This is a genomic window from Streptococcus sp. ZY171113 (genome assembly GCF_057748235.1).
Genome location: NZ_CM173243.1, coordinates 684,610 through 698,304, shown reverse-complemented (window position 1 = coordinate 698,304; position 13,695 = coordinate 684,610). Strand labels below are relative to the sequence as shown.

Genomic DNA, 13,695 nt, shown 5'->3' with positions numbered 1-13,695 from the left:
GGCCCCCATGATGGCAAAGACATCATGGGGGCCAACCTTTTTCCTATTGAATACAAATATATCTTACCAAATGATAATCCGGTCCGCCTCGTCCCGCCACATGGCGTCGTCAGCGGTCACGTCGAAGGCCTCATGGAACTCCGCAAAGTTTGGCACTTGCAGGTTACAACGCAGGTGGCCTGGGGCATGGACATCCACGTCCGCCAGCATCTGCATGTACTCGGTCCGAGCTTTCAACCGCCAGATGGTGGCAAAGTTGGTGAAGTAGTCTTCCACAGAGAAGTCGGCTTCCTTCTTGGCAGCTTCCAGAGCACAGGCCAGACCGCCCAGGTCAGCCACGTTTTCAGACACGGTCAACTTGCCGTTAACCTTAGCGCCGTAAGAATCCTGACCGTCAAAGAGGTCAACCACCTTGTCCGTCCGCTCCTTGAAGGCGGCGTAGTCTTCGTCTGTCCACCAGTTGTTGAGGCTACCATGCTCGTCAAAGCTGGCCCCATTGGTGTCAAAGGCATGGGAAATCTCGTGGGCAATCACAGCCCCGATACCGCCGTAGTTGGCTGACGAGGACTGCTCCAGGCTATAAAACGGTGCCTGCAGGATAGCAGCAGGGAAAACAATCTGGTTCTGTTGCGGGTCGTAGTAGGCATTGACCATGTGGGCTGGCATGTGCCATTCCATCTTGTCTACTGGCTGATCCCACTTGCTCCAACCGTGACGGATGGAAATTTCAGCCAACTTCTGGACATTTTCAATCAGGCTGATGCTGTCGTCAATGATTTTCTTCTCATAAGTCGCTGGCAACTTCTCTGGGTAGCCGATATGGGGCACGATGGTCTGGAGCTTGGCGATGGCCTTGTCTCGTGTCTCAGGCTGCAACCAGTCGTTGGTCTCCAAACGCTCCTGATAGACGGCAATCATGGTTGCCACCTTGGCTTCCACGTCCTTCTTGGCTTCTTCTGAGAAGTAGTTTTGGGCATACCAGAGGCCTAAAGCCTGACTGTACGGAGACTGAGCTAAGTAAGTCGCTGCTTTCTTCTTGTCCATGGCCTGCGGCGTTCCAGACAGGTGACGGCCGTAAGCCCCAGCCAAGACCCGAATCTCGTCGGTCAGATAAGACGTGTATTGTTGAGCCGCCAAATTGACCAGGCTAGCCTTGAGATACGGCCAGTTGGTCTCGGTGTAAAAGTCCTTAGCAAAGTCTTCCCAGAAGCGCTTGTCTGAAACGATGATTTGTTCTGGCAGACGACCCAAAACGCCTGTAAAGAAGTCATCCAGAGGCAATTCTGGCACCAGGGACTTGAAGTCCTCGTAAGCGTACGGGTGGTAGTGGTCCACATACTTGGCAGCTTCTTCGTTGGACAGCACATACTGGGCAATCCGAGCATCCAAAGCGATAATCTTGTCCAGCATGTCAGCAATCTCTTCTGCTGAGAAGCCGAAGTGAGCTAGGAGCTCTTCCTGGCAGCTCCGCCATTTGCCCAAAAGCTCTGCAGCCTTCTCATGCCCCTCTTCATAGTAAGTCGTGTCGGGGAGAATGGTGCTGAGGCCACTAGCCCAGAGGACGTTGTGCTGGGCGTTTTTGAAGTCTGGCGACACGCCAAAGGGCAGGAAGTTGGGCAGGCCAGCAAACTCCAGGTCCACCAGCTGGCTGGTGAAGTCAGCAAAGCTCGCCATGGCCTTGTAGCGGTCGATGACCGGCAGGGCAGGGGCAACGCCATCAGCCTCCCGCTTGTCAAAGTCGGTCAAGAGGCGGTGGAATTTGATGAAGTTAAGGAGAATCGGGTCGGTCGGCAGGTCCTGGCCAGCCAACCACTTGTCAGTGGTCTCCAGCATGAGCTGTTCGATGCCCAGGTGCAGGTCCATGAAGCCGCCAGTGGTCGACTTATCATCAGGGATAACGGCAGTTTTTTCCCACTCGCCGTTGACGGCCTTGTAAAAGTTGTCTTGCAAACGTGTCATCGTGTGTCCTCGTTTCTATGGTAGTGATTTCATTATACCATAGTTATCAATCTTCGGGAGAAAAAATAATAATCGAGTCAAACTAAAGCCTTTGTAAGCTTCGGTTATCATTCTGAAAAACCACCCGTGGAAACGGGTGGCAAAGATTAAGCCTGTTCTGTGATAAAGTGATAAGCCTGTTGACCAGCGATGGCACCATCGCCAACGGCAGTGGTGATTTGACGCAGGTGCTTCTGACGGACATCACCAATGGCAAAAACACCTGGAACTGCTGTTTCCATGCGGTCATTGGTCACAATCCAACCCGCCTCATCGGTCACGTTCAGACCAGACACCATGCTAGACACAGGGTCCAAACCGACATAGATAAAGACACCACCGAAGTCTTTTTCAAAGACCTCTCCAGTCTTGACGTTTTCAAAGACCACACTTGCTACCTTGATGTCGTTGCCCTTGATTTCCTTAACCACGGTGTCCCAGATAAAGTTGACTTTTTCGTTGGCAAAGGCCCGGTCTTGCAGGACCTTTTGAGCACGCAGCTCGTCACGGCGGTGGACAATGGTCACCGTATTGGCAAAGCGGGTCAAAAAGAGGGCTTCCTCGACAGCTGAGTCACCGCCACCCACGACCAGAAGGTCTTGGCCACGGAAGAAGGCCCCGTCACAAACGGCACAGTAGGACACCCCACGGCTGGTGTAGTCTGCCTCACCAGGCACGCCCAGATGACGGTGCTTGGCCCCTGTGGCCACAATGACGGTCTTTGTTTGGTAGACGGCATCATCAGTCTTGACCAGCTTGTGGTCGCCCATGTCCACCACTTCGGTCACAATGCCGTAGAGGTTCTCAACGCCCAGTTTTTCTAGGGGTTCGTACATTTTCATGGACAATTCAGGTCCTGTAATCAGCTCGAAACCTGGGTAGTTTTCGATGTCCAGGGTGTTGTTCATTTGGCCACCTGGAGCCCCCTGCTCAAGAATGGCTGTTTTGAGGTTGCTTCTGGCAGCGTAGAGGGCTGCTGTCATGCCCGCAGGGCCTGATCCAATAATCAGCGTATCGTACATCAATCATTTCTCCAAATCTATAATCACATATCGCAGGCCTAGGCCTTAATCATGAGCAGAACAGCCATGACTGCAAAAGCCAAAACCGGAATGGTCATTAGGCAAATCAAGATGGTCTCATAGAGGGCTTTTTGGCGTTTGTAAGCCGTTTGGTCCACTTGTTGAGCCACTCGGCGAGCAAACCAATAACCAGCCGTTATCAGCACCAGCAAGGTAGCTAATGCCAGCCCCTGTAAATAAAGGCCGAACAGTTCCTTCAGCATGGCCCCTCCTTGTCAAAACTAAAACTACTCTAGTTGAGTAGTTTTATTATAGCAGATTTTCTCTATTTTTGCGACTGCCGACTACGGCCTAGCTAAAACTTTTCTTGTAGTTGGCAAAGAACTCACGGGTCCGTTCTTCTTTGGGGTGGTTGAAAATTTGGTCAGGTGTTCCCTCTTCCAAAATCTTGCCCTTTTCAAGGAAGAGAACCTTGTCCGCTACCTCATAGACAAAGCCCATGTCGTGGCTGACCAAAATCATGGTCTGACCCAACTTGGCTGCCTGGGCGATGGCCTTCTCCACCTCACCCACCAACTCTGGGTCCAGGGCCGAGGTCGGCTCGTCGAGGAGCAGGACGTCTGGCTTCATGGCCAGGGCCCGGGCGATGGCCACCCGCTGCTTCTGCCCACCCGACAGGTGTTTGGGGTAGTGGCCCATGCGATCTGCTAAGCCAACTTTGGTTAATTCTTCTTTGGCAATGGCTGTCGCTTCGCTATCTGACAACTTCTTGACGATAACCAAGCCTTCTTTGACGTTGTCCAGAGCCGTTCGACGTTCGAAAAGGTTAAACTGCTGGAAGACCATGGCCAATTTACGGCGGAGGGTCAGAATCTCTTCCTTCGAAATGCTGTCAAAGTTAACCTTGAAACCATCAATGTCAATGGTCCCAGAGTCAGGTTGCTCCAGATAATTGAGGGACCGCAAAAAGGTTGATTTACCTGCACCAGATGCCCCAACCAGGGCGATAACCTGCCCCTTCTCGATGGTCAGGTTGAGGTCATCCAAGACCTTCTGGCCAGAAAATTCCTTGGTCAAGTGTTCAATCTTAATCATGCTGACCTCCTTTCACCACCTCTGGGGACTTGATTGCCATCTTGTTTTCGATGAAACGGCCCAGATTTTCAATGACAATGCTGACCGCCCAGTAAACCAGGGCAACCGAGATAAAGCGTTCAAAGTAACGGTAGTCGCTACCACCCAAGATTTGAGCCTGGGCAAACATTTCCACGATACCGGCGTTAAAGGCCAGGGACGTCCCCTTGGTCATGCCAATCAGGGTGTTGATCAGGGTTGGTGTGGCCACAACGGCCGCATTTGGAATGATAACCCGGCGGTAAACCTGCCACTCGGTCATACCCAGGCTACGAGCTGCCTCAATTTCACCAGGATTGACCGACTGAATGGCCGCCCGCAGGGTTTCGCTGGTGTAGGCCGCCTCGTTGAAGGCAAAGGCCGTGATGGCAAAGACCTGGGCTGGGATGGCGTTGATGTTGAGCTCCAGACCATACTTGGTATTGAGGGCCTTGAGAAAGAGGGGAATGCCATAGTAGGTCAGCATAAGCTGAACCAAAATCGGTGTCCCCCGCAAAAAACTCACAAAAAGAGCCTGAATGGGGTAAAGAACCTTGACCCGCTTGATTTTGACGATGGCAAAAAGCAAGGCCAAGAACAAGCCAAAGAAGGCTCCAGCCAGGGTCAAGCCCAGAGTAACTGGCAAACGTTCCAAGATTTTGGGCAGAGCGTCAAAAACTGACCGCCAGTTAAAAAGTTGCCCTTCTGGGATTAATTCTAAGAATTTCTGATACCATTCTGGTACCGCTGATAAAAACATAGTGTCACCTTTCTTCAGTCCAAAACACAGGACTTGCACTGATTATAATAGTTTATCACATTCTCCCACCATTCGCTAATAGTTAGTTCTAATGGCAATGATAGGCTGGATTTATCAAGAGATAGACAGACCTATTTCCCTACCTATTAGACACAAAAATCAGCCTGCTTCAAGAGCTGGCTGATGAGTACCTTTAACGGCTAGTCTTAGAAGCTGGACTGAAATCCCCTCCGAAATGCTTCTGGCTCAGCTTTTTCAGGGTGCCATCTTTTTCTAAAACGCTCAAGCGTTTGTTGACAAAGGCCTGTAACTTTTGACCCTGCTTGTCCTTGCTGAAAATCAGGTATTCCACACCGTCACGCTCGGAACCCAACTTGTCCGTCACCTTGTTGACCTCAAGCTCGATGCCCTGATCCTCAGCGATGTAAGTCAGAGAAATGGCATCGTAGAGGATAAAGTCAATGGCACCACTCTCAATCCGCTGGAGACGGTTCACCACGCTGGTCTTGTCAGCCACGTAGTTGATGGTAATTGGAGTTTTCTTAGGGTTGGCCTTGTTCCAGTTTTCCAGGATCTGGGCATAGTTGGAACCCGCCAGGACCTCGGTTGACTTACCAGATAGATTAGCCAGACGGGCTAGTTTGGTCCCTTTCTTACTGGCAATGGCGTAGTTGGACTGGGAAACAGCATCTGAAAAGAGGTACTTTTCCGCCCGTTCCTCGTTGTAGTTGAAGTTGTTGGCCCCAATCTGGTAACGACCCGCATCAATCCCCGTCAAGATGGACGAAAACGGCACCGTCTCGAAGGTGACCTCGTAGTCTTTTGACCCCTTGAAAATGGCCTTGACCAGGTCAATGTCATAGCCCGCAAACTTGTCATCCTTGCGGTAGGTGTAGGGAGCCGTGTCCGAATCGGTCGCGACCACAATCTTGGTTTTAGAGGCTGCAGACACGATTGGGGTCAGCAGGATAGAAGCGATTAGCAACACGGCTGCAAAAATGGTAGAAAGACGTTTCTTCATAAAAATCTCCTTTTTTGATATGGTTCTAGTATAACAGGTCAGAAAAAGTTTGGATAATACTGATTTTCTATAAGATTGATAAGATTTTTCAATCAGACGGCCAAGCAAAAAGACCGAGCAGGGGATTTCTCCTTGCTCAGTCTCATGAAAGGTCTTGGTTTATCACCTAATCTTGATTAAGGACCTTCGACCTAGACCCAGGTTGCAAAAACGGCAAAGAACCTGCGACAAATTTTATCCAGGTTCTTTTTCACTTGGTTTAGTATAAAACTTAATTTTAGAGCCTCAACTAAGCACAGCAAAGCCCATCGTGAAAACCTTCAACATCAGCTAACCCCAATGAAGGCTTATCACTCAAAGCTTCTTGAGTAAACTTGTCTTCCCTAGATAGTCTCAATTTGTCCTTTTCTAGACTATCAGAAATATAATCACAAGTAATAAAGTACCAACTCAGTATTTGTTTATCTATTTCTGTGCCAGAATTAACAATAACTACCATTTCCGTTTTTACAATACTATATTGTTCTTCAGATACTTTACTAAGAGATTTAGGATTAGCAATAACCTTACTTATATCAACACCTCTAAATGATGCAATTAGTTTGAAAAGATTTGGATATTTTTCTTCAAATTCCCTATTCATTACGAGATATGTCTGTAAATAATCCCTATGAAACAAGAAAAACAATTGTCTGCGAAATGTTATGTTTTTATAGTAATCAAAACCAACTATAGACAAAATACAAATCGCTAATAAGATAATCAATAATGCAATATAATTCATTTTAGCCACCATCCAAAGGAACTTACAACTTTCTAAGTTCCTTGTTTTCACGACGTAACTCTTCGTTATCCTTTCTTAAATCTTCATTAACCTTTCTTAAGTGCTCATTAAGTTTACTATGACCATCAATAAACAATTTCTGTGACTTTCTAATATGAGCTGTAGATAACATGTAGAAAAGAAGAATAGTAAAAACAGCTATCAACACAACCCCAATTGGAACGTTGTATGTAAAAAACTTTTTAAAATACTCTAGCCAACCATAATCCATACACTAAAATCAATCACTCCTAACTTCAAAAATATTTATTTCATTTTCCCCAATTATACACTTTTTTATTGAAAAAAACAATTCTTACGTTATAAAATATATTTGATAATAAATATTTCATCAACTTAAAAAGATACCTGTAAGACCCTAAAAACTCTGCCGTTTAGCCTTGCGTTCGGCACGGCCCTTGGCACGGGCTTCAATCCGTTTTTCTTTCTTGCGTTTTTCGTTAACGGCCCATTGGATTTTCTTCTTGTAGCCTGGTTTGATTTTTTTCTTTTTCTTCTTGACCAGACCGATCATCTCGATGTCCAGTTTTTCACGAGACTTCTCACGGTTGACCCTGCGGTCACGGTCATGGGTGTCTTGAAACTCGCCGTCTTTAAGCGTTTTTGGCACAAATTTGACGCCTAGCTTTTCCAGCTCACGGATGTCGCTGTCGTCGCTCGGCTGGTAGAGGGTGATGGCTGTGCCGCGCAAGCCATTTCGGCCGGTACGGCCGACCCGGTGAACGAAGAAGGACAAATCCTGAGGGATGGCATCGTTAATAACGTGGCTGACGCCCTCGATGTCGATGCCGCGAGCCGCTAGGTCGGTCGCCACGATGTACTCATAGTCCAGGTTCTTGACCTGGTTCATGATGCGTTTGCGTTCCCGAGGGGGGATGCCGCCGTGAATCTTGGCCACCTTGAGGCCATTGGCCACCAGGTAGCTGTGGAGGTCATCCGCCCGCTCCTTGGTGTTAACGAAAATCATGGCCAGATAGGGCTGGAGGGCCTTGGCCGTCGCCAAAATCTGGCTGTTCTTGTCCCGGCCCTTGGTGGACACCAGCCAGTTGTCGATGGTGTCGGCGATGACCGTCTGGCTCTTGATTTGCTCCATGACGGGGTTGGTCAGGTATTTTTTGAGAAATGGCTGAAGCTTCTGAGGAATAGTCGCTGAGAAGACCAGGATTTGGACCTGCTTAGGCAGGCTTGCCGCAATCTTGTCAACCGTGTCCAAAAAGCCCATGTCCAGGGTCATGTCAGCCTCGTCCACCACAAAGGTATGGGCCTTGTGAATGGCCAAATCGCCAGACTTGACCAAATCGTAAACCCGACCAGGGGTACCGATAACGATATGGGGTTGGCTGTGCTTAAGCTTGTCAATCTGGCGGAGCTTGTCGGTCCCACCAACATAGTTGACCACCCGAATCTCGGTTTCTGAATGGTCGGCAATCTGCTTGGTGGCCTGATAAATCTGGGTGGCCAGCTCACGAGACGGGGCCGTAATCACCACCTGAACCTGGTCCAAGTTCTCGTCCAGCTTTTCAAAAATCGGCAGCAAAAAAGTATGGGTCTTGCCCGAACCTGTTTTGGACTCGCCGACCAAATCACGACCTGACCGAACAACTGGAATCAGCTTGGCCTGAACAGGTGTCGGCTCCGTAAACTTAATCCCTGCCAGGGCAGACTGAATGTATGTTTTAAAATTAAAATCCTTAAATGACATGATAACCTCGTTTCTTTGCCTCTATTATACCATAAAAGGGCAAAACCTGCTGATTAGGCTTCTGACCACTCTAGAAATGAGCTCAAACCTTCCGAGAAAAGACAAGAAAAGCTCCCCATAGGAGAGCTTTAAAATTATTTAGCCAAAGCTGCTTTAGCTGCTTCTGCAAGAGCTGTGAATGCTGCGGCATCGTTAACAGCCAAGTCAGCAAGCATCTTGCGGTTCACTTCGATCTCAGCTTTCTTCAAGCCATTCATCAACTTAGAGTAAGACAGGCCGTTAAGACGAGCTGCTGCGTTGATACGAGTAATCCACAACTTACGGAAGTCGCGTTTTTTCTGACGACGGTCACGGTAAGCATAGTAGTATGAGTTCATCACTTGCTCTTTAGCAGTGCGGAACAAGATATGCTTAGCTCCATAGTAACCTTTAGCCAGTTTCAAAATACGTTTACGGCGTTTGCGTGATACAACGCCACCTTTAACACGTGCCATTTATATATCCTCCAAAAATTCTCTAATAATCGTGCGGGTAGTCTATCTTAGCGAAGACGAGTCAACATTGACTTAATGCGTTTGAAGTCGCCTGAGCTCACCATAGATGCTTTACGCAGGTGACGACGTTGCTTCTTAGTCTTACCGTGGAAACGGTGAGATGTGTAAGCACGGAAACGCTTGAGACCGCCTGAACCAGTACGTTTGAAACGCTTAGCTGATGCACGGTGTGTTTTCTGTTTTGGCATGATAAAATTCTCCTCTGATTTAGTTTGTCTGACTATTTTTTGTCAGGAATTGGTGCAAGTTGCATAAACATTTGGCGACCATCCATTTTAGCCCGTTGTTCGATGATAGCAATGTCTTGTGTTGCCTCAGCGAAGTCTGCTAAAACCTTGGCTCCGATTTCTTTATGAGTAATCATCCGTCCTTTGAAACGGATAGAAACCTTAACCTTGTTGCCTTTTTCAAGGAACTTACGGCCGTTACGGAGCTTGGTTTCAAAGTCGCCCTTGTCAATAACTGGACTGAGACGAACTTCCTTAACCGTCACAACGCTTTGTTTCTTGCGTTGCTCCTTTTGTTTCTTCTGATACTCAAATTTGAACTTACCGTAGTCCATAATTTTTGCAACAGGTGGTGTCGCTTGGGGTTGAATCAAGACCAAATCCACGTTTGCGCTGTCCGCAATGGCTTGCGCTTCTGAGAGGGGTTTGATGCCCAGTTGCTCACCTTCAAGGCCAACAAGACGAACTTCACGAACACGAATCTCGTCGTTAATGAACAAATCTTTCTTTGCTATGTCTTTCACCTCTTTTTGTTTTTAGAGAAAAACGAAAACGGACTTGAAACAAGTCCGCTCTACACAGTCTCTCCCATACGGGAAGGTCAGATGTAGGGCCAGACAACGTTCGTCGCAAGGCGAGAAGCTCTCACTTCTGCTTTTCTCATTATGACCATTATAGACCATTTTTTATCCCTTGTCAAGGATTTGTTTTGCTTTTTCTGAAATAAAGTTGACCACACCCTCAATCGGGACACCTGTGGTGTCAAAATGAATGGCATCGTCAGCTGGTTTCAGGGGGGAAACCGCTCTGGTCGAGTCCTTGTGGTCCCGCTCGGCAATTTCCTGCTTGAGCAAGTCTAAGTCTGCTGGAATCCCCTTTTCAAGGTTTTCCTTGTAACGCCGCTCTGCCCTTTCCTCAACCGAAGCCACCAAGAAAATCTTGAGCTCCGCATGGGGCAGAACCACTGTGCCGATGTCACGACCGTCCATGATGATGCCGCCGTTCTGAGCAATCCGCTGTTGCTCAGCCACCAGTTTTTCACGAACCGAGCCCAAGGCCGAAACCCAAGACACCTGACTGGTCACATCGTTCTGGCGAATGGCCAGGGTCACATCCTCATGGCCAGCAAAGACGGTCTGGCTACCATCAGCAGCCAAGCCAAAACCAATCGGATACTGGTCAATCAAATCAAGAATGGCCGACACCTGATGCTCCTTCAGTCCAGCTTTCAAGGCTAGATAGGTCGCCACCCGATACATGGCACCCGTGTCCAAGTAAGTGTAGCCCAAATCCTTGGCCAAAATCTTGGCTACCGTGCTTTTCCCGCTAGAAGCTGGGCCGTCAATTGCAATGCTAATCTTCTTCATGATTCTTACCTAGTTGATGTAAACCACATCACCTGGGTTGGCCCACCATTCACCTGAAGGGCCACGCATGCCTGGGTTAAGAGCCATCAATTCTTCCACACTGATGCCTGCTCGAGCAGCAATTTGCCCTGCCCCTTCACCAGCTTCAACAACAAGGGTACCTCCATTAGTAGGCGTGATGTGAAGCGTTTCTCCCGTCTGGAGCTGATGTTGAGCTTGTTGTTCAGCTGCCGCAGCTGCTTCATCAGGTGCTGGCGTTTGTGCAGTCATGTCTGGTGCTACCGAAGCTGGTGTTTCTGTCGTTGCCACCTGAGCTGGTTTATTAGGGTCATAAAAGGCTTGTTCAGCTTCTTTCTGGTTGCCACCACCGTTAGAGGTCCAAATCACCAGGGCCAAAATCGACACGACAATCAGTAAAAACAAAGACAGCAAAATTGTCAGCAGATGGCTGCTAAACAACAACAAGGCCTTGCCTTTTCGCGTGTCATGCTCGCCAGATGAAAATGCTTTAGTATCCCATAATTTTTTCATGTATCATTCCTCTTGTCTATTCTAAGTTTTCGTATTACAATAATAGTATGAAAGTATCTCTTATTCCTGAAAAATGTATTGCTTGTGGCCTTTGCCAGACCTACTCTCCTGTTTTTGATTACCACGATGATGGCATCGTTAAGTTTGCGGATTCTGAAGAGCTGAGCAAGGAAGTCCCAGACAGCCCTGACACCCTCTTGGCGGTCAAGTCCTGCCCGACCAAAGCCCTAGTTCTTGACTAAGGGCCTTTTCTCCTTGCGGTACCGCTCAAAATAATCAACCCTAGTCAAGTTGTCATTGAGCTCAACCTCTCCATGAAAATCTGGATGAATCACCAGGGCATCAATAAAATATTTCTTAGGCCATTTTCGCATGAAGACGGTCTTTTTTTTCCCTCCCGTCAGCCAAAGGCTGAGGCGGTATTTGCTGATTTCTAATTTAGTAATGCTTGAGATCGGCAAGCTGGTCTTGTTTAGAGGATTGAAATCACTGATGGTCAACTGGTCCGTCTGACCAATCGTAAAATAGCGACGACAACCTAGTCCAGTCATCATCAAGGTGATAATGAATCCACCAAAAATCAACTTAGTCGCTCGGCTATGTTCAAAAATCAAGATGAGGGAAAGTAAGGCAGGAATGAGGGCCATTGACCAATAAATCACCGCCAAAGACAGCTCAGGCTGCCAATGGTAACGTTCCTTGCCAAAAATCTTAATCATGACTAGTCCTTGTGGGTTACGATACCAATGATGGTATCAACTGCCTTTTCCATGGTTTGCAAGCTAACGTACTCAAAGCGACCGTGCATGTTCTCACCACCCGCAAAGAGGTTAGGGGTCGGGATACCCATAAAGGAAATCTTAGACCCGTCTGTTCCACCACGAATGGGCTCAATAATTGGGCTGATGTTTAGTTTTTCCATGGCTTTTTTGGCCAAATCAACAGGTGTCATGTCTTTTTCGATGACTTTCTTCATGTTGTAGTACTGGTCTTTCATGGTTAAAACCACACGCTCGCTACCAAAACCAGCATTCATCTGGTCAGCAATAGCCTGCATGGTGGCCTTACGCCCCTCAAAATCAGCGTCCTCGAAATCACGGATGATATAGCTGGCTTTGGCTTCATCGACAGTTCCTGACACTTGCATCAGGTGATAGAAGCCTTGACGACCCTCAGTATGCTCTGGGCGGTCAGTTGCTGGCAGTTGGCTGTGGAAATCAATGGCCATCTGCAGGGCGTTAATCATCTGATCCTTGGCCGTTCCTGGGTGAACATTGCGACCCAAGAAGGTCAATTCAGCACCAGCAGCACTGAAGGTTTCGTACTGGAGTTCGCCCAGTGGACCACCGTCAACGGTGTAGGCAAAATCAACATCGAAATCAGCCACGTCGAACTTGTCGGCTCCGACACCAATCTCTTCATCAGGACCAAAACCAACACGAATTTCGCCGTGCTTGATTTCTGGGTGGGCCGCCAGGTACTCAACAGCTGTCATGATTTCAGCAATACCGGCCTTATCATCAGCCCCCAGTAAGGTGGTTCCGTCAGTCGTGATCAAGGTCTGACCCAGATACTTGTTGAGGTTATCAAAATCCTTTGGTGACAAGACATAGCCTGACTGACCCAAAACGATATCGCCACCGTCATACTTGTCAATGATTTGTGGACTCACCCCTTCAGCATTGAAATCAGCCGTGTCCATGTGGGAAATGAAGCCAATCTTATGTGGGAAACTGTCATCATTGGCTGGCAATGTACCGATGATAAAACCATTTTCCTTAATGTAATGAACATCAACCAGACCAATCCGTTCCATCTCAGGCTTGAGGATATTGAGGGCAAAATCCACCTGGTTCTGACTGGATGGTGTTGTGGTGCTGGTCGGGTTACTACGGGTATTTTCTTTGACGTAGACCAAGAAACGGTCTAATAAGGTTGCATAAGTCATCTGATACCTCCTATCTCCTTATCTGTTCCATTATATCAGAAATGGAAAAAATTGGCACTCAAAAATCACCTCTTTTTTAATCTCTCTGTAACTGAAGATTGATTTGTTGGTGAAATCGTCTTCTTTTAGACACGCTTTTGTAAAAAATGTAATCATTCTGTAATATAAAACGATTCATTTTATGCTATCATAGAAGCAGATAGAAAGGAGGAAAGCCATGTCTCAAGCACTCAAACAGCAGTTTGATGCCCCTAGGTTGCAACAAGAAGCTGATGCCACCCCTAAATTTCAGGCCTATCAGGCCCCTAAAGAAGAACAGACCATTCAGTTTGAAGAACTTTTCTTTTTTGCTCAGTTGTCAGCTTTCTGCGTTTTGACTGTTGCCTTGTCTTTCTTCCTATTAGCCTCAAAAGTTCTGGCTCTCTTGGCTGTTCCCGTGGCCATGCTTCTTGGAGCTGGTCTCGTGGTCGGTATCCGCACCCTCATCACCCGTTTGATTTAAGCAATCATCAGTCCAGCTGGTGATTTTTTCTTTTGAACTCAACAACAACCTTCTGGCATCAGTTGGATGAGGTTTTCAAAACGTAAAAAGGGAGTGGGACTCAATC

General features: G+C 47.7%; 17 protein-coding genes and 1 other annotated feature. Of the genes, 2 read left to right on the top strand and 15 right to left on the bottom strand.

The genetic code is table 11. The features are described from left to right. Positions 1–63: 63 nt before the first annotated feature. The 13 genes from AC3ARB_RS03245 to AC3ARB_RS03185 all read right to left on the bottom strand — a co-directional run bounded on the left by AC3ARB_RS03245 (position 64) and on the right by AC3ARB_RS03185 (position 11,139). Entirely contained in the window at positions 64–1,959 is a 1,896-nt protein-coding gene (locus tag AC3ARB_RS03245; RefSeq protein WP_488321131.1) for a M13 family metallopeptidase, read from the bottom strand. Between the two features lie 146 nt (positions 1,960–2,105). After that, on the bottom strand, positions 2,106–3,020 hold the full coding sequence (gene trxB, locus AC3ARB_RS03240) for a thioredoxin-disulfide reductase (RefSeq protein ID WP_488321521.1): 915 nt from the start codon (positions 3,018–3,020) through the stop codon (positions 2,106–2,108). A 38-nt stretch (positions 3,021–3,058) separates the two neighbouring features. After that, complete coding sequence (locus AC3ARB_RS03235; protein ID WP_488321130.1) at positions 3,059–3,283, bottom strand: DUF4059 family protein; 225 nt, start codon at positions 3,281–3,283, stop codon at positions 3,059–3,061. Positions 3,284–3,371: 88 nt separating this feature from the next. Continuing rightward, positions 3,372–4,115 carry an amino acid ABC transporter ATP-binding protein gene (locus AC3ARB_RS03230; RefSeq protein ID WP_488321129.1) on the bottom strand — a complete coding sequence of 248 codons (744 nt, stop codon included), beginning with the start codon at positions 4,113–4,115 and terminating at the stop codon, positions 3,372–3,374. Next, a complete protein-coding gene (locus AC3ARB_RS03225; RefSeq protein ID WP_488321128.1) occupies positions 4,108–4,893 on the bottom strand; it encodes an amino acid ABC transporter permease in 786 nt (261 codons plus the stop codon). The genes AC3ARB_RS03230 and AC3ARB_RS03225 overlap by 8 nt, the downstream gene beginning before the upstream one ends. A gap of 193 nt (positions 4,894–5,086) precedes the next feature. Beyond that, entirely contained in the window at positions 5,087–5,914 is an 828-nt protein-coding gene (locus AC3ARB_RS03220; RefSeq protein ID WP_488321127.1) for a transporter substrate-binding domain-containing protein, read from the bottom strand. A 289-nt stretch (positions 5,915–6,203) separates the two neighbouring features. Further along, complete coding sequence (locus AC3ARB_RS03215) at positions 6,204–6,698, bottom strand: hypothetical protein (RefSeq protein WP_488321126.1); 495 nt, start codon at positions 6,696–6,698, stop codon at positions 6,204–6,206. Positions 6,699–7,116: 418 nt separating this feature from the next. Then, positions 7,117–8,460: a DEAD/DEAH box helicase gene (locus AC3ARB_RS03210; protein WP_488321125.1), complete on the bottom strand. Its 1,344-nt coding sequence runs from the start codon at positions 8,458–8,460 to the stop codon at positions 7,117–7,119. Positions 8,461–8,594: 134 nt separating this feature from the next. After that, positions 8,595–8,954 carry a 50S ribosomal protein L20 gene (gene rplT, locus AC3ARB_RS03205; protein WP_488321124.1) on the bottom strand — a complete coding sequence of 120 codons (360 nt, stop codon included), beginning with the start codon at positions 8,952–8,954 and terminating at the stop codon, positions 8,595–8,597. Positions 8,955–9,001: 47 nt separating this feature from the next. After that, positions 9,002–9,202 (bottom strand): 50S ribosomal protein L35, encoded by a 201-nt coding sequence (rpmI, locus tag AC3ARB_RS03200; protein WP_488321123.1) that lies wholly within the window; start codon positions 9,200–9,202, stop codon positions 9,002–9,004. Between the two features lie 32 nt (positions 9,203–9,234). Continuing rightward, the gene (gene infC / locus AC3ARB_RS03195; RefSeq protein ID WP_488321122.1) at positions 9,235–9,765 is read right to left on the bottom strand and encodes a translation initiation factor IF-3; all 531 of its coding nucleotides are present in this window, start codon (positions 9,763–9,765) and stop codon (positions 9,235–9,237) included. A gap of 14 nt (positions 9,766–9,779) precedes the next feature. After that, positions 9,780–9,904, bottom strand: a sequence feature (ribosomal protein L20 leader region). A 23-nt stretch (positions 9,905–9,927) separates the two neighbouring features. Further along, a complete protein-coding gene (gene cmk, locus AC3ARB_RS03190) occupies positions 9,928–10,608 on the bottom strand; it encodes a (d)CMP kinase (RefSeq protein ID WP_488321121.1) in 681 nt (226 codons plus the stop codon). 9 nt (positions 10,609–10,617) lie between these two features. Then, positions 10,618–11,139: an SAG1386/EF1546 family surface-associated protein gene (locus AC3ARB_RS03185; RefSeq protein ID WP_488321120.1), complete on the bottom strand. Its 522-nt coding sequence runs from the start codon at positions 11,137–11,139 to the stop codon at positions 10,618–10,620. 47 nt (positions 11,140–11,186) lie between these two features. Here AC3ARB_RS03185 and AC3ARB_RS03180 point away from each other — a divergent pair, with 47 nt between their 5' ends. Then, the gene (locus AC3ARB_RS03180; RefSeq protein ID WP_488321119.1) at positions 11,187–11,381 is read left to right on the top strand and encodes a ferredoxin; all 195 of its coding nucleotides are present in this window, start codon (positions 11,187–11,189) and stop codon (positions 11,379–11,381) included. Here AC3ARB_RS03180 and AC3ARB_RS03175 read toward each other — a convergent pair. Beyond that, a complete protein-coding gene (locus AC3ARB_RS03175; RefSeq protein ID WP_488321118.1) occupies positions 11,367–11,858 on the bottom strand; it encodes an EbsA family protein in 492 nt (163 codons plus the stop codon). The genes AC3ARB_RS03180 and AC3ARB_RS03175 overlap by 15 nt on opposite strands. Before the next feature lie 2 nt (positions 11,859–11,860). Further along, a complete protein-coding gene (pepT, locus tag AC3ARB_RS03170) occupies positions 11,861–13,087 on the bottom strand; it encodes a peptidase T (RefSeq protein WP_488321117.1) in 1,227 nt (408 codons plus the stop codon). A 217-nt stretch (positions 13,088–13,304) separates the two neighbouring features. On the opposite strand from pepT, the gene AC3ARB_RS03165 reads away from it, so the two are divergent. Next, positions 13,305–13,589: a DUF3270 family protein gene (locus AC3ARB_RS03165; RefSeq protein WP_488321116.1), complete on the top strand. Its 285-nt coding sequence runs from the start codon at positions 13,305–13,307 to the stop codon at positions 13,587–13,589. The last annotated feature ends 106 nt before the right edge of the window (positions 13,590–13,695 follow it).

Bases quoted from the DNA above. Each gene is read 5' to 3' on its own strand.
- AC3ARB_RS03245 (WP_488321131.1), bottom strand. From the start codon at position 1,959: ATGACACGTTTGCAAGACAACTTTTACAAGGCCGTCAACGGCGAGTGG.
- trxB (WP_488321521.1), bottom strand. From the start codon at position 3,020: ATGTACGATACGCTGATTATTGGATCAGGCCCTGCGGGCATGACAGCA.
- AC3ARB_RS03235 (WP_488321130.1), bottom strand. From the start codon at position 3,283: ATGCTGAAGGAACTGTTCGGCCTTTATTTACAGGGGCTGGCATTAGCT.
- AC3ARB_RS03230 (WP_488321129.1), bottom strand. From the start codon at position 4,115: ATGATTAAGATTGAACACTTGACCAAGGAATTTTCTGGCCAGAAGGTC.
- AC3ARB_RS03225 (WP_488321128.1), bottom strand. From the start codon at position 4,893: ATGTTTTTATCAGCGGTACCAGAATGGTATCAGAAATTCTTAGAATTA.
- AC3ARB_RS03220 (WP_488321127.1), bottom strand. From the start codon at position 5,914: ATGAAGAAACGTCTTTCTACCATTTTTGCAGCCGTGTTGCTAATCGCT.
- AC3ARB_RS03215 (WP_488321126.1), bottom strand. From the start codon at position 6,698: ATGAATTATATTGCATTATTGATTATCTTATTAGCGATTTGTATTTTG.
- AC3ARB_RS03210 (WP_488321125.1), bottom strand. From the start codon at position 8,460: ATGTCATTTAAGGATTTTAATTTTAAAACATACATTCAGTCTGCCCTG.
- rplT (WP_488321124.1), bottom strand. From the start codon at position 8,954: ATGGCACGTGTTAAAGGTGGCGTTGTATCACGCAAACGCCGTAAACGT.
- rpmI (WP_488321123.1), bottom strand. From the start codon at position 9,202: ATGCCAAAACAGAAAACACACCGTGCATCAGCTAAGCGTTTCAAACGT.
- cmk (WP_488321121.1), bottom strand. From the start codon at position 10,608: ATGAAGAAGATTAGCATTGCAATTGACGGCCCAGCTTCTAGCGGGAAA.
- AC3ARB_RS03185 (WP_488321120.1), bottom strand. From the start codon at position 11,139: ATGAAAAAATTATGGGATACTAAAGCATTTTCATCTGGCGAGCATGAC.
- AC3ARB_RS03180 (WP_488321119.1), top strand. From the start codon at position 11,187: ATGAAAGTATCTCTTATTCCTGAAAAATGTATTGCTTGTGGCCTTTGC.
- AC3ARB_RS03175 (WP_488321118.1), bottom strand. From the start codon at position 11,858: ATGATTAAGATTTTTGGCAAGGAACGTTACCATTGGCAGCCTGAGCTG.
- pepT (WP_488321117.1), bottom strand. From the start codon at position 13,087: ATGACTTATGCAACCTTATTAGACCGTTTCTTGGTCTACGTCAAAGAA.
- AC3ARB_RS03165 (WP_488321116.1), top strand. From the start codon at position 13,305: ATGTCTCAAGCACTCAAACAGCAGTTTGATGCCCCTAGGTTGCAACAA.